The sequence below is a fragment of the Streptomyces sp. R41 genome, assembly GCF_041053055.1.
Taxonomy (GTDB): domain Bacteria; phylum Actinomycetota; class Actinomycetes; order Streptomycetales; family Streptomycetaceae; genus Streptomyces.
The window spans coordinates 4,243,909-4,258,280 of the sequence record NZ_CP163443.1; the positions used below are offsets into that span (position 1 = coordinate 4,243,909).

Annotated in this window: 13 protein-coding genes; 3 read left to right on the plus strand and 10 right to left on the minus strand. The window is 70.3% G+C overall.

What is annotated here, in order from left to right; translation table 11 throughout:
* Nucleotides 1-328 precede the first annotated feature (328 nt).
* A complete protein-coding gene (locus AB5J53_RS19530) occupies nt 329-1,636 on the minus strand; it encodes an extracellular solute-binding protein (protein ID WP_369246943.1) in 1,308 nt (435 codons plus the stop codon).
* A gap of 135 nt (nt 1,637-1,771) precedes the next feature.
* Between AB5J53_RS19530 and AB5J53_RS19535 the strand changes: the two genes are divergently transcribed.
* Entirely contained in the window at nt 1,772-2,221 is a 450-nt protein-coding gene (locus AB5J53_RS19535) for a hypothetical protein (protein WP_369246944.1), read from the plus strand.
* Nucleotides 2,222-2,281: 60 nt separating this feature from the next.
* On the opposite strand, the gene AB5J53_RS19540 is transcribed toward AB5J53_RS19535, so the two are convergent.
* Nucleotides 2,282-2,587 carry a DUF3039 domain-containing protein gene (locus tag AB5J53_RS19540; protein ID WP_362017694.1) on the minus strand — a complete coding sequence of 102 codons (306 nt, stop codon included), beginning with the start codon at nt 2,585-2,587 and terminating at the stop codon, nt 2,282-2,284.
* Between the two features lie 29 nt (nt 2,588-2,616).
* Nucleotides 2,617-3,189: a YqgE/AlgH family protein gene (locus tag AB5J53_RS19545; RefSeq protein ID WP_369246945.1), complete on the minus strand. Its 573-nt coding sequence runs from the start codon at nt 3,187-3,189 to the stop codon at nt 2,617-2,619.
* A 270-nt stretch (nt 3,190-3,459) separates the two neighbouring features.
* On the opposite strand from AB5J53_RS19545, the gene murA reads away from it, so the two are divergent.
* Nucleotides 3,460-4,800 carry a UDP-N-acetylglucosamine 1-carboxyvinyltransferase gene (gene murA, locus AB5J53_RS19550; protein WP_369246946.1) on the plus strand — a complete coding sequence of 447 codons (1,341 nt, stop codon included), beginning with the start codon at nt 3,460-3,462 and terminating at the stop codon, nt 4,798-4,800.
* A gap of 114 nt (nt 4,801-4,914) precedes the next feature.
* On the opposite strand, the gene AB5J53_RS19555 is transcribed toward murA, so the two are convergent.
* The 6 genes from AB5J53_RS19555 to AB5J53_RS19580 form a co-directional block, all read right to left on the minus strand.
* Complete coding sequence (locus tag AB5J53_RS19555) at nt 4,915-5,196, minus strand: HU family DNA-binding protein (protein WP_007382399.1); 282 nt, start codon at nt 5,194-5,196, stop codon at nt 4,915-4,917.
* A 352-nt stretch (nt 5,197-5,548) separates the two neighbouring features.
* Nucleotides 5,549-6,982, minus strand: coding sequence for an NAD-dependent malic enzyme (locus AB5J53_RS19560; RefSeq protein ID WP_369246947.1), 1,434 nt, complete (start codon nt 6,980-6,982; stop codon nt 5,549-5,551).
* A gap of 395 nt (nt 6,983-7,377) precedes the next feature.
* Nucleotides 7,378-9,990, minus strand: coding sequence for a UvrD-helicase domain-containing protein (locus tag AB5J53_RS19565; RefSeq protein WP_369246948.1), 2,613 nt, complete (start codon nt 9,988-9,990; stop codon nt 7,378-7,380).
* An 83-nt stretch (nt 9,991-10,073) separates the two neighbouring features.
* The gene (locus AB5J53_RS19570; RefSeq protein WP_369246949.1) at nt 10,074-10,856 is read right to left on the minus strand and encodes an anti-sigma factor; all 783 of its coding nucleotides are present in this window, start codon (nt 10,854-10,856) and stop codon (nt 10,074-10,076) included.
* 38 nt (nt 10,857-10,894) lie between these two features.
* Nucleotides 10,895-11,425, minus strand: coding sequence for a sigma-70 family RNA polymerase sigma factor (locus AB5J53_RS19575; RefSeq protein ID WP_369246950.1), 531 nt, complete (start codon nt 11,423-11,425; stop codon nt 10,895-10,897).
* A gap of 385 nt (nt 11,426-11,810) precedes the next feature.
* Nucleotides 11,811-12,398, minus strand: a complete 588-nt coding sequence (locus AB5J53_RS19580; protein WP_369246951.1) for an ABATE domain-containing protein — start codon at nt 12,396-12,398, stop codon at nt 11,811-11,813.
* A gap of 226 nt (nt 12,399-12,624) precedes the next feature.
* On the opposite strand from AB5J53_RS19580, the gene AB5J53_RS19585 reads away from it, so the two are divergent.
* Nucleotides 12,625-13,188 (plus strand): DUF1772 domain-containing protein, encoded by a 564-nt coding sequence (locus AB5J53_RS19585; RefSeq protein ID WP_369246952.1) that lies wholly within the window; start codon nt 12,625-12,627, stop codon nt 13,186-13,188.
* Here AB5J53_RS19585 and AB5J53_RS19590 read toward each other — a convergent pair.
* Nucleotides 13,137-14,288 (minus strand): uroporphyrinogen-III synthase, encoded by a 1,152-nt coding sequence (locus AB5J53_RS19590; RefSeq protein WP_369252334.1) that lies wholly within the window; start codon nt 14,286-14,288, stop codon nt 13,137-13,139. The genes AB5J53_RS19585 and AB5J53_RS19590 overlap by 52 nt on opposite strands.
* Nucleotides 14,289-14,372 lie beyond the last annotated feature (84 nt).

A 14,372-nucleotide genomic window follows, 5' to 3' on the forward strand; every position in this document is an offset into this window, starting at 1 on the left:
CCCGCCGCCCGACCGGGCACAGCCGAGTCCGGCCCATCGGAACGCCCCACACCGGAGCCGTCGGAGCGCGCGCCAGTGCCAGAGCCCGCGCCGGTGCCGCGCTCGGGCAGGATGTCGTCCGTCGGAACAGCACCGTCCCTCGGTGACGGCGCCCGGCCTCCCGCCGCCCGACCGGGCACAGCCGAGACCGGCCCACCGGAACGCCCCACACCGGAGCCGTCGTAGCCCGCGTCGGTGCCGGTGCTGGACCCGCAGTCGGCGCCGGAGTCCGTATTCGAGCCGTCCTCGGGCGGGACACCCGTCGAAGCCGCACGCTTCTTCATCGGCTTCACCCAGCGGAGCTGAACGCGTCGTTCATCTTCTTCGCCGCGTCCTTCGAGGCCGCTGCCACGTCCTTCTTGCCGCTGACGATCTCCTGGAACATCGTCGGCAGGACGAGCGAGGCGTCGATCTGCGCCCACGCGGGCGAGGCGGGCACGAACTTGGCGCCCGCGGCGAGCGTCTTCACGAAGGGGGCGACGAACGGCTCCTTGGCCGCGACGTCTTCCCGCACATCGGTGTACGTCGGCAGGAAGCCCATCGCGTCGAAGAGCTCGCCCTGGGTCTTCTTCGACGCCAGCCGCTTCATCAGGTCGACGGCGAGCGTGCGGTGCGAGGTGCTCTTCAGTACGCCGATGTTGTTGCCGCCCGCGAACGCCGGCGCGATCTCGCCCGCCTTCAGACCCGGCAGCGGTACGACCGCGTACTTGCCCTTGACCTTCCCGGCCTCGATCGCCGCATGGCTGAAGTCACCGCCGATGGCCATGCCCGCCTTGCCCGAGGCGAAGGCAGTCACCGTGTCGTTCCCGCCCATGCCCGCGCACTTGGCGGCCGGACAGTTGTCGTCGCCGAAGAGCGAGGTGTACGCCTTGATGCCCTTCCGGGCGTCCGCGCTGTCGATGGTGGAGGCGTACGAACCGCCCTTGCCCTCGGCGAGTTCACCTCCGTTGGACCAGATGAACGGCATCGCGCCGTACGTGTAGGCGCCGCCGACCGCGAGACCGTACAGGTTGGGCTTCGCCGCGTGGATCTTCCGGGCGGTCTCAGCCAACTCGGCCTGGGTCTTCGGGACTTCGAGGCCCAGTTCCTTGAGGACGTCGGTGCGGTAGTAGAGGGCGCGTACGCCGACGAAGTACGGGGCGCCGTAGATCCTCCCGTCCACCGTCACCGACTGCCTGGCCGTCGGGTCGGTGTCCTTGGCCTCGCTCCAGTCCGTGAACTCCTTGGTGACGTCGGCGAGTCCGCCGTCCTTCACATAACCGGCCGTGTCCGTGTTGCCGTACTCGATGACGTCCGGGGCGCTCTTGGGGTCGTTGAAGGCGGCCTTGATGCGCTGGGCGCGGGTCTCCACGGGGATGTACTCGACGGTAACCTCGGTGCCCTTGTGGGCCTTCTTGAAGGTGTCGAGCGCCGCGTCGACGACCTTCTCCTTCGGCGCGTTGTCGACCTCCTGGAAGAGCCAGATCCGCAGGGTGCCGGTCTTCTCGTCCTTGCCGGAGGAGGAGTTGTCGGAGGTCTGGGGGGCGCAGGCGGTGGCGACGACAAGGGCCGCGAGGGCGGCGGCCGTTCGGACGGGGAGCTTGGCAGGGAGCTTCATCGAGCATCCTCCGGTGGGGGTGCGTTGCAACATGCGCAATGGCGGTTTTGCTCTGCACAACACCCACGAGGCTATGGAGTACATGAACATGCCCACAAGAGGTCTCAACCACTCTGTGACCACGGCACGCACTCCGTGCAACGGTCAGCCGTCGGCGGCCTTTTCGCGATCCTCACCGACACCGTCCCGGATCCCCGCCGCGAGGGGCGTGCCGATCGACGCGAGCAGGAACCATCCGAGGCCGCCGAGGGAGCAGCACCTTCCACACGATCAGCAGAACCACCGCGCGGGCATCACCCGCATCAGCTCAAGGATGCGTTCTCGACGCTGTCCGACCCGTCGCGCACCAGCAACAGCGTCCCGGCGACGACGACCACCGGCACGCACGCCAGGGCCGGGCCGCCCCGGCACCGCATCGCCTTGCGGCCGCCCGGACTCAACTCCTCCGCACTCTGCGGCTCCGGCTCCGCCCGCTCCGCCGGCGCCCGGCTCCCGCGGAACTTCCGCGCCGCCGCCGGTTCCCGCGCCCGCAGCGACAACTCCGTGCCCCTCCCCCGCGTACGACAAGACCGCGGCACCCCCTGACCAGGGGCGCCGCGGCCGTGCTCGGTCTACGCGGCGTGCTGCGCCGGGGACCCGGTGGCGTTACTTCTTGTCGCCGCCCTTGCCGTCCTTGCCCTTGTCGCCGCCGGCGCCCATGGACTCGTAGATCTCCTTGCACATGGGGCACACGGGGTACTTCTTCGGGTCACGACCCGGGACCCACACCTTGCCGCAGAGGGCCACGACGGGCGTGCCGTCGAGGGCGCTCGCCATGATCTTGTCCTTCTGGACATAGTGGGCGAAGCGCTCGTGGTCCCCGTCGCCGTGCGACACCTGCGGCGTCGGCTCTACGAGGGTCCCCGTCCCCGTGCCTCGCTGGGGCTGGGTCTCAGGCTCAAGAGTGCTCATGAGTGCAAGGGTACTGAAACCCGTGCGCATCAGTTGAGCGACGGGTCGTCCGGATACGTCGCCACCATCGCCAGCTCGTTGCGCTGGCGGCGCAGCACCTCGCGCCAGAGCCGTTCGGGTGACGGGGAGGAGACGTCTCCGGGTTCGGACTCGACGACGTACCAGGCGCCCTCGACCAGTTCGTCCTCCAGCTGGCCCGGGCCCCAGCCCGCGTACCCGGCGAAGATTCTCAGCGAGCCGAGGGCCGAGGCGAGGAGCTCGGGCGGGGCCTCCAGGTCGACCAGGCCGATCGCGCCGTGCACGCGCCGCCAGCCGAGGGGCGCACGCTCACTGGACGCGCCGCCCGGGATGACCGCGACGCCCAGCGCCGAGTCCAGCGACACCGGGCCGCCCTGGAAGACGACGCCGGGCTCGCCGGCCAGGTCCGCCCAGGCCTCCAGAATGTCACCGACGTCCACCGGTGTGGGCCGGTTGAGGACGACGCCCAGGGAGCCCTCCTCGTCGTGGTCGAGGAGCAGCACCACCGCGCGATCGAAGTTCGGGTCCGCCAGGGCGGGCGTGGCCACGAGCAGCCGCCCTGTGAGCGAGGACACCTCGGTCATGCCAGACATGATCCCGCATCTTCCCTTCGTGTGGGGAGGCAATGTCCTTACGCAGCTCAGGGCGCAGAGAAGCGACCCCCGCGCACGCCCGTACCGGTGACCCCGTGTGCCCGATTCGGAACGGTTCGTGTTGTGGCAAAGCTATGACGTAGCTGGGTGGTACTTGGGCTTACTGAAGGGGGGTAGGCGGCTATTACCCTTGCTCATCGGCTCCCGCAAACCGGCTTGCCGACGACTCACACCTGCCCAACTCACCGGAACGCGAGATACATGACCGTCAACGACGATGTCCTGCTTGTCCACGGCGGAACCCCGCTTGAGGGCGAGATCCGTGTCCGCGGTGCGAAGAATCTCGTACCCAAGGCCATGGTCGCCGCCCTGCTGGGCAGCGCGCCGAGTCGGCTGCGCAATGTCCCCGACATCCGCGACGTGCGGGTCGTGCGCGGTCTGCTGCAGCTCCATGGTGTGACGGTACGTCCGGGTGAGGAACCGGGCGAGCTGGTGCTCGACCCGTCGCACGTCGAGAGCGCGAACGTCGCCGACATCGATGCCCACGCGGGTTCGTCGCGCATCCCGATCCTGTTCTGCGGTCCGTTGTTGCACCGTTTGGGGCACGCTTTCATCCCGGGGCTCGGTGGCTGTGACATCGGCGGCCGGCCGATCGACTTCCACTTCGAGGTGCTGCGGCAGTTCGGCGCGAAGATCGAGAAGCGGGAGGACGGCCAGTACCTGGAGGCCCCGCAGCGGCTGCGCGGCACCAAGATCCGGCTGCCGTACCCGTCCGTCGGCGCCACCGAGCAGGTGCTGCTGACGGCCGTGCTCGCGGAGGGCGTCACCGAGCTCGCCAACGCCGCCGTGGAGCCCGAGATCGAGGACCTCATCTGCGTTCTGCAGAAGATGGGCGCGATCATCGCCATGGACACCGACCGGACGATCCGCATCACGGGTGTGGACAGCCTCGGCGGTTACACCCACGCGGCCCTCCCGGACCGTCTGGAGGCCGCCTCCTGGGCTTCCGCGGCGCTGGCGACCGAAGGCAACATCTACGTCCGCGGCGCCCAGCAGCGCTCGATGATGACGTTCCTGAACACCTACCGCAAGGTGGGCGGCGCCTTCGAGATCGACGACGAGGGCATCCGCTTCTGGCACCCGGGCAGCCAGCTCAAGTCGATCGCCCTGGAGACGGACGTCCACCCCGGCTTCCAGACCGACTGGCAGCAGCCGCTCGTCGTCGCCCTCACCCAGGCGACCGGCCTCTCGATCATCCACGAGACGGTGTACGAGTCCCGCCTCGGCTTCACCTCCGCGCTCAACCAGATGGGCGCGCACATCCAGCTCTACCGCGAGTGCCTCGGCGGCTCGAACTGCCGCTTCGGCCAGCGCAACTTCCTGCACTCGGCCGTCGTTTCGGGCCCGACGAAGCTCCAGGGCGCCGACCTGGTCATCCCCGACCTGCGCGGCGGCTTCTCGTACCTCATCGCCGCCCTCGCCGCCCAGGGCACCTCCCGGGTCCACGGCATCGACCTCATCAACCGCGGCTACGAGAACTTCATGGAGAAGCTCGTGGAGCTCGGCGCGAAGGTGGAGCTGCCGGGCAAGGCGCTCGGCTGACAGCGACAGTCGTACGTACTACGACGATGGGGCGGCCCCGGTGAGGGGGCCGCCCCATTGGCGTTACTGGCGCCTCGTACGCGTCCCGTGGCGTACGGGAACGTACAAGTGGGCTTACTTGCCCTTGGCGGCTTCCTTGAGCTTGGAGCCCGCGGAGACCTTCACGCTGTAGCCGGCCGGGATCTGGATCGGGTCGCCGGTCTGCGGGTTGCGCGCGGTGCGAGCGGCACGGTGGGTGCGCTCGAAGGTCAGGAAGCCGGGGATGGTGACCTTCTCATCGCCCTTGGCGACGATCTCGCCGACGGTCTCGGCGAACGCGGCCAGAACGGCGTCGGCGTCCTTGCGGGTCACCTCGGCGCGGTCGGCCAGCGCGGCCACCAGCTCACTGCGGTTCATGTTGTTACTCCCGTGTTCTTCTTGCCGTTGAGGCGTGCCACGCGGCGGAGCCGCATATTGGGCACAGCGGAGTCGATGCTGCCAGGGTCCTTGGTCGGTCCCCGGACCCGGGTCCGTAGCCAGACCCTCGCGCCCGAAGACGCATCCTGCCCCCACCTGCGGCGGGAAAGCCAATCCGGCACCCCTGGGAGTCACACGAACACCCTTGGGAGTCACACGAAAAGGCCCTGGAGAGGCCTGGGCAGGGCTGAGCCTGGCCGCCACCCTAAAGGCGGCCACAGGCCCCGCGTTCCACGACGCGCCGGGGTCTCGGGCGGTCGTGGCACCCGTCACAGCCGCAGCGCGGCCGCGCTCACACCGTCGTGTTGTCCGCTTCCGTCACCCCCGCCGCCTTCGCGGCGTTGCGCACCGCTCCGGCGACCGCGCCCGCGACCTTGTCGTTGAAGACGCTCGGGATGATGTAGTTCGGGTTGAGCTCGTCCTCGGTCACCACGTCCGCGAGGGCGGTCGCGGCGGCCAGCATCATCTCCGTATTGACCGTACGCGACTGGGCGTCCAGGAGGCCACGGAAGACGCCCGGGAAGACCAGGACGTTGTTGATCTGGTTGGGGAAGTCGGAGCGGCCGGTGGCGACAACTGCCGCCGTCTGACGGGCGATTGCCGGGTCGACCTCGGGGTCGGGGTTCGCGAGCGCGAACACGATGGCGTCGTCGGCCATGGCGGCCACGTCGTCGCCGTCGAGCACGTTCGGGGCGGAGACGCCGATGAAGACGTCGGCGCCGCGCACGGCCTCCTTCAACGTGCCCGTGAGGCCCTCGGGGTTGGTGTTGTCGGCGATCCAGCGCAGCGCCGAGTCCGGGGCGGCGTCCACCAGGTCGGCGCGGTCGGCGTGCACGACGCCGTGGATGTCGGCGACGACGGCGTTCTTGACGCCCGCGGCGAGCAGCAGCTTGAGGATGGCCGTACCGGCCGCGCCCGCGCCGGACATGACGACACGAATGTCGCCGATCGCCTTGCCGGCCACGCGAAGTGCGTTGGTCAGGGCGGCGAGTACGACGATCGCGGTGCCGTGCTGGTCGTCGTGGAAGACGGGGATGTCGAGGGCCTCGCGCAGGCGGGCCTCGATCTCGAAGCAGCGCGGCGCGGAGATGTCCTCCAGGTTGATGCCCGCGAAGCCGGGGGCGATCGCCTTCACGATCTCGACGATCGCGTCGGTGTCCTGGGTGTCCAGGCAGAGCGGCCAGGCGTCGATGCCGGCGAACCGCTTGAAGAGGGCGGCCTTGCCCTCCATGACGGGGAGGGCGGCCTTGGGCCCGATGTTTCCGAGACCCAGCACGGCCGAGCCGTCCGTCACGACCGCAACGGAGTTGCGCTTGATGGTCAGGCGGCGGGCGTCCTCGGGGTTCTCGGCGATCGCCATGCACACCCGGGCCACGCCCGGGGTGTAGATCATGGACAGGTCGTCACGGTTGCGGATCGGGTGCTTGGACTGCATCTCGATCTTGCCGCCGAGGTGCATGAGGAACGTACGGTCGGAGACCTTGCCGAGCGTGACGCCCTCGATGCCGCGCAGCTGCTGGACGATCTCGTCGGCGTGGGCCGTGGAGGTCGCGGCGATGGTGACGTCGATCCGGAGCTTCTCGTGGCCTGAGGCGGTCACGTCGAGGCCGGTCACCGAGCCTCCGTGGGACTCTACGGCCGTGGTGATCTGGGAGACCGCGGTTCCGCTCGCGGGCACCTCCAGCCGGACCGTAATCGAGTAGGAGACGCTGGGCGCCGTTGCCATGGCCGACTTCCTCTGCTTTCACCGTGTCGCTGGTATGCCGTCCGATCGTCGCACCTACCGTCGAGTACGCGGTAGCCGCCCCGGATTGCGAACGTTTTGTTCGTGAGCGGCGGGAACTTTCGGAAAACGTCTTCCACCATACGAGAAGTGGGGGCGCAGCAAAAGAGGCCCACGTCACGGGGTGACGTGGGCCTCTCGTACGTTCAATGACACCGACCCGCCATGCTCGCCTCGCGGCAAGTGGTCGCTCGTAGCGACGAAGGTTGGGCCCGGGGGCTTGGATCGGGCCGGTGCCACGTCAACGGTAACAAACGATCCCCGTAAGGCAATTCCCGTCCCGAGAGTTCTTACCCACGGGGCGAGGCTGCCGGGCGGGCAGGCACAGGACGCTCACATCAGTCCCGGAGCAGATCAGGCACCCCGTTCGCATCCGCTTGGTCCCGCTCACCGGAGACAACGGTCAGCTGCTGAGTAGCCCGGGTAAGAGCCACGTACAGCACGCGCAAGCCCGCGGGCGACTCGTCGGCGATCTCCGCCGGCGAGACGACCACCGTCGCGTCGTACTCCAGCCCCTTGGCCTCCAGGCTGCCGAGCGCCACCACGCGGTCGCCGAGCCCTGCGAGCCAGCGCGCGGCCTCCTCGCGCCGGTTCATGGCGACGACGACACCCACCGTGCCGTCCACCCGGTCGAGAAGGCGAGCCGCCTCGGCGCGTACCGCCTGCCGGAGTGAGTCCCGTACGACGGCGCCGTGTCCATTGTTCGTTGTCACAAAACGCGGCTCGACGCCGGTGGACCGCACGGCGGACGGCGACTCGGAGCCCGGCATGGCGAGGGCGAGGACCTTCGCGGCCAGCTCGGCGATCTCGGCGGGGTTGCGGTAGTTGACGGTGAGGTTGAAGCGGCGCCGGGGACGGGTCCCGAGGGCCTCGTCGCGGGCCTCGGCGGCCTCGTCCGGGTCGGACCACGAGGACTGCGCCGGGTCGCCGACCACTGTCCAGGTGGCGTGCCGCCCGCGCCTGCCCACCATCCGCCACTGCATGGGAGTGAGGTCCTGCGCCTCGTCGACGATGACGTGCGCGTACTCGACCCGCTCCTGCGCCAGCCGCTCGGCGCGCTCGCGCTGCGACTCCTCGCGTACGGGCATGAGCTCTTCGAGTCCGGTGAGCTGGTCCAGGGGATCCAGATCGCGCTTCTTCCTGGGCCTGGCCGGGGTGCCGAGGATCGCCTGGAGCTCGTCAAGGATGGCCACGTCATGGACAGACAAACCGTCCCGCTTGAGCGAGCGCGCCACCCGGCGGATCTCGCCGGGGTTGAGGATCCGCCGCGCCCACCGTCCCAGCCGCCGCTCGTCGGCCATGGCGGCCAGCACCCCGCGCGGCGTCAGCTCCGGCCACCACGCGTCCAGGAACTCGATGAAGCTGTCCTCGGACGTGATGTCGTCGTCGAACGACGACCGCAGCTCGGCGGCCAGCTCCGGGTCCGTGTGCCGCGTCCCGGCGCCCGAGTGCGCCCACAGCGCGTCGAGCAGCAGCTTGCGGGCCCGCGGCCGCAGCATGTTGACGGGCGCGGTCCCGCTGAGCGCGTTGCGCTTGATCCGGTCCAGCTCGGCCGCCTCCAGCTCCAGCCGCCGCCCGAAGGCGACGACGCGGAGGCGGGTGGGAGGACCGACGGGGGCCCCACCCTCCGGGCCGCCCTGCCCAGCGGCCCCGGCCTCCTCGCCGAAGGCGAGCTGTTCGGCGCGGGGGCCGCGGTCACCGGCGCCCGGCGCGTCCACGCGGCCGTTACTCGAGACTCCGGCCGCGTCGGTCCTGCCGTGCATGGTGTCCGTGGCCCCGCCGTCGGCCCCGCGCCCGCTGCGGTCCGCCCGCGAGCCTCCGGCCGCGGCCCCGTCCCGCCCGGAGCGCGAGGACGGCCGGGGCTCGCCCCCGGGCCCCTCCAGCACGCCGCGCGCCGCCTTCCGCAGCACCTTCAGCATCCGGTACGAGCCCTTGGCACGGGCCACCGCCGGAGAGTCGTACAGGGTGGCCTCCGCACCGTCGACGAGCGCGCCGATCGCACGGATGGCGACCTGGCCCTCCTCGCCGAGGGAGGGGAGGACGCCCTCGGTGTAGGCGACGAGGAGGGGGGTCGGGGAGACGATCAGGATGCCGCCCGCGTAGCGGCGGCGGTCCTGGTAGAGCAGGTACGCCGCCCGGTGCAGGGCCACCGCCGTCTTGCCCGTGCCCGGGCCGCCCTCCACGTACGTCACGGACGCGGCGGGCGCCCGGATCACCAGGTCCTGCTCGGCCTGGATCGACGCCACGATGTCGCGCATGGTGTGGCTGCGGGCCTGCCCGAGCGCGGCCATCAGCGCGCCGTCGCCGATCACCGGGAGTTCGCGGCCGTCGAGGGAGGCCTTCAGCTCCGGGCGCATCAGGTCGTCCTCGACGCCGAGGACCTTGCGACCCTTGGAGCGGATGACCCGGCGGCGTACGACACGTCCCGGGTCGACCGGCGTCGAACGGTAGAAGGGGGCCGCGGCGGGCGCCCGCCAGTCGATGACCAGCGGCGCGTAGTCCGCGTCGAGGACACCGATCCGGCCGATGTGGAGCGTCTCGGCGATATCGGCGCTGTTGTCCTCACGGACGGCGCCCTCCGCCGGTTCGACCGCTGTGTACGCGCCGTCCGGGCCCTTCTTGCCGTCCTTCCCCAGGAGCAGGTCGATGCGCCCGAAGAGGAAGTCCTCGAACTCGTTGTTGAGGCGGTTGAGGTGAACTCCCGCGCGGAACACCTGGGCGTCCCGCTCCGCGAGCGCCCCCGGCGTACCGACCTGACCGCGCTTGGCGGCGTCGTTCATCAGGAACTCCGCCTCGTGGATCTTCTCCTCGAGGCGCCGGTAGACCCGGTCCAGATGTTCCTGTTCGACGCTGATCTCCCGGTCCCGTACGGAGTCGTCCTTGGCGGAGTCGTCCTTCACGGATTCGCGGACCGAGCCGAGCGCGGTTTCCTGCTGAGCCTGAGCGGCCACCGGGCCCCCTTCTGACGTGCTGGGCAGCCGTCAACCGTACGCGAAGGGGGGGCCGTCAGGCTACGTGCGCGCCAGGGGTTCGCTCATGCGTCCACCTCCACGAGCCGCTTCCCGTCGAAGGTCATGACCTCGAAGTGGTCGATCTCGTTGGGCGAGAAGGCCGCGCCGCCGTGTACGTAGAGCGGGGATTTCGCCTCTTCGCTCTTCGCGCTGGGGATGCCGTAACCCCACTTCGGGACCGCCCAGGAGGTCACCGTCTCGCGCTCGCCGTTCTTGCCGACGGCGATCAGGGAGCACTTGAGCGGGCCCTTGACGTTCTTGAGCTGGAGGACGGCGTGGGTGCCCCAGTCCTTCTTCTCGACGGCGACGACGGCGTTGACCTTGGTGCTCGGGTCCGTGGCCGAGACCCTGTCCTTCATGACCTCGAAGGCGGCCTTGGCAGGGCTGGTGGGGTGCGCCATCCCGGCCTCGTTGCTGGTGCTGCCGCCGTTGACCGCCATCACCGTCAGCGGACCGCCGATGATCAGCGCGGCCGCGGCCGCCACCAGGTACATCCCGCGCCGGCGCTTCTGGGCGCGCCGCTCCGAGACCTCGTCGACCAGCCGTTCCGCGAGCCGTGGGCTCGGGCGCGCGGCCAGGGACTCGCCGATGGCCGGGGTGCCCTGGGAGGCGGGCAGATCCGCGAGCGCGGCGAGCATCGGTTCCATGCCGGCGAGCTCGTCGAGCTGCTGGGCGCACCACTCGCAGGTGGCGAGGTGCGCCTCGAAAGCGGTTGCCTCGGCGTCGTCGAGGATGCCGAGGGCGTAGGCGCCGACGGTCTCGTGGATGTTGTCACCGGGATTCTGCTGTCCCCGTGGTCCCTGCATGGCTCCTGGACCGCCCGTTCCGTAACCCCCGTACATGTTCATGCCGTCACCCCCCGCTCCTCCAGCGCCAGCTTCATCGAACGCAGGGCGTAGAACACCCGGGAGCGCACGGTGCCGCTGGGTATGCCGAGCGTCTCGGCCGCCTCATTGACCGTACGCCCTTTGAAGTACGTTTCGACCAGAACCTCCCTGTGAGCAGGGGTCAGGTCGTCCAGCGCGTCCGACAGTGTCATCAGCCACAACGCCTTGTCGATCTCGTCCTCCGCGGGGATGACCTCCAGCGGTGACGGGTCCACCTCCTGCGGCCGGGCCTGCCGGCTGCGGTGGCCGTCGATGACGATGCGCCGGGCGACCGTCACCAGCCAGGGTCGTACCGAACCGGTCGCCCGATTGAGCTGACCGGCGTTCTTCCAGGCACGGATGAGCGTTTCCTGCACGACGTCCTCGGCACGCTGCCGGTCTCCGGCGACCAGCCGCAGCACGTAGGCCAGCAGGGGTCCCGCGTGTTCCCGGTACAACGCGCGCATCAGCTCCTCGTCGGGTTCGTTCGACGAGGACTGCTGGGACATGCGATGTCGGGCCCTTGGCCTGTGTTCATCAGCCACGGCGGAATCCTTGCGCACGCCTACCTCCGGTGTCCGGGGGTTCCCCCAGTCGGTCGCTCATCTCCGGGTACGTGCGCGGGCGGGCGTGTGTTCAAAGAGGTCGCGCATATTTCTTGGTCGGGGTGTGAAGGGGGAGTTGAAGGGCTTTCTGAGAACTGGATGCGGTCGGGGGGTCACGTACGGGTCACATCCGGGCCGCGCGCCGATCCACGACCGGAAGGACCACTCGGGGCCGGAGTGGGGAGGATCACACCTGGTGGAACGTCCGGATGTCCCCTATGTGGAGGGTCCGGAGGATCACGAGTACGTGGAGGGTCCGAAGGATCACGAACGGACACGGGGCGCCCGCTCACGCGCGGGCGAGGGCCGCCCGGCGGCGGTGCCGGGCCACCCGCTCGCGGTTGCCGCACACCTCGCTGGAACACCATCGTCGGCGCCGGCCCCGGGAGGTGTCGAGGTAGACGATCGGACAGTTGTCACCCTCGCACTGCCTCAGGCTCGCCCGCGCCACCGGATCGGTGAGCAGTTCCAGGGCGTCCCGGGCGACGACGGAGAGCAGTTCGGCGCAGCTCGGCGGGGTGCGCAGCCTGCGGTGCAGCGAACCGTCATCCGCGCGTACGGCCCAGGGGGTGGGCGGGGTGCCCAGCGCGACCGCGTTGACGCGGGCGAGTGCCGCGTCGGCGGGCCGCCCGTCGAGCTCGCCGCGTACCAACTGGGCGATGTGTCCGCGCAGCTCACGGAAGCCGAGCAGCCATGCCGCGTCGACCGATGCCAGCGGCGTCCCCGCGGGCACGAGTCCGGACGCGGCGATCCAGGCGCGCAGCCGGGGGGCCGAGTCGAGCCGTTCCTCGGGGTGGGTGGTCGCCGTCAGGTCCAGGCAGATCCGCCCGGAGTCGAACCGCAGCTCGTACGAGGCCGTGGCCATGCCCGATGCCATGTGCCTGTCACCGCCTTGGGGTTACCGACGTGAGGGGTCGGTGAGATGCCGATGAAAGGTGCTCGTAGGGTGCGTACCCCCTACAGTGCATGCCCGCGCGCCCCGCCGGAAGACTGCGTACCGCTCCACTGCCGGACACGGCGTCGCGCCCGTACTGGACGCGCGCTTATGGGGCCGCGCGTCTGAGCCATGTCACCCGTGCCGCGGCGCCGGTTGACTCGAGGACATGACAGACAACAGCACTGGGCGGCGTACGACCGCCGGAGGTGTACTGGGTGCGGCCACGGTCGCGATGGGCCTGATCGCGGGGGTCTTCTACATATTCGCCTGCGACGTCATGCCGTCGCTGGCCCGCAGCGACGACCGCGTCTTCATCGAGGTCATGCAGAACATCAACGACGTGATCCAGAACCCGGTGTTCTTCCTGAGCTTCATGGGCGCGCTGGCGCTGACGGCGATCTCCGCCTGGCAGTTGCGGAGCTCCCCGTACCGGTGGTGGGTGTTCGCCGCCCTCGCCGCGTACGCGCTCGCCTTCCTCTTCACCGTCGTCGTGAACATCCCTCTCAACAACGACCTCGCGAACGCCGGCGATCCGGCGAAGATCGCCGACCCGGCCGCCGTGCGCGAGAAGTTCGAGGACACGTGGGTGGCGTGGAATGTCGTACGGGCTCTGCTGTCGACGCTCGCGCTGGCGTGCCTGGCCCGCGCGCTCCTTCTGTACGGGAGGTCCGGAAGGTCCTACGCGTCGGCGTACTTGGAGTCCGCGGCCGGGTCGAGCGCGAGCCGGTAGCCGCGCTTGACCACCGTCTGGATGAGCTTGGGCGCACCCAGTGCCGTACGCAGCCGGGCCATCGCCGTCTCGACGGCGTGCTCGTCCCGCCCGGCACCCGGCAGCGCGCGCAGCAGCTCGGCCCGGGCCACCACCCAGCCGGGCCGCCGCGACAGGGCCCGTAGCAGCGACATCCCGGCGGGCGGTACGGGCCGCAGTGCCCCGTCCACCATCACGGCGTGCCCGCGGATCTCCACCCGGTGCCCGGCGATGGGCAATGCCCGTGCCCGCCCCGGCAGCTCCTGACACAGCAGCTGTACGAGGGGGCCGAGCCTGAAGCGTTCGGGCTGGACCGTGTCGATGCCCCGGGCCTGCAGCGGCAGCGCGGTGACCGGGCCGACACAGGCGGCCAGCACGTCGTGGTGGAGGGCGGCGAGGAGTTCCGGGAGCAGCCCACGGTTCTCCGCGCGGGACAGCAGGGAGGCCGCGGCGGGCGCGCTGGTGAAGGTGAGCGCGTCCAGCCCCCGGGTGACGGCCGCGTCGAGCAGCCGGTCGACGGGACCGATGTCCTCCGGCGGCATCCACCGGTAGACGGGGACCCCGACGACCTCGGCGCCCGCGGCGCGCAGCGACTCCACGAATCCGGGCAGCGGCTCGCCGTGCAGCTGGATGGCGATACGGCGCCCGTCGACCCCCTCGTCCAGCAGCCGGTCGAGGACCTCGGCCATGGACTCCGAGGAGGGCGACCACTCCTCGGTCAGGCCCTGGGCTCGTATCGCCCCCTTGACCTTGGGCCCGCGGGCGAGCAGCTCGACCCCGCGCAGCCGGGCCAGCAGGTCCTCGCCGAGCCCCCATCCGTCGGCCGCCTCGACCCAGCCCCGGAATCCGATGGCGGTCGTCGCCACCACGACGTCCGGTGCCTGGTCGATCAGTTCCTTGGTGGCGGCGAGCAGTTCGCTGTCGTCGGCGAGCGGCACGATGCGCAGGGCCGGCGCGTGCACGACGGAGGCGCCGCGCCGCTGGAGCAGCGCGCCGAGCTCGTCGGCCCGGCGCGCGGCCGTCACGCCCACGGTGAATCCGGCGAGGGGTCCGTTGTCCGGTCGCTGCTGTTCGTCGTACATGGCTCTTGCCCCGGCTCTCGTCATGCGCTCGAGTCGTCGTGCACTTGCGGCTGAGCCGAGCCTGTCAACGGACCGTGACAGGCT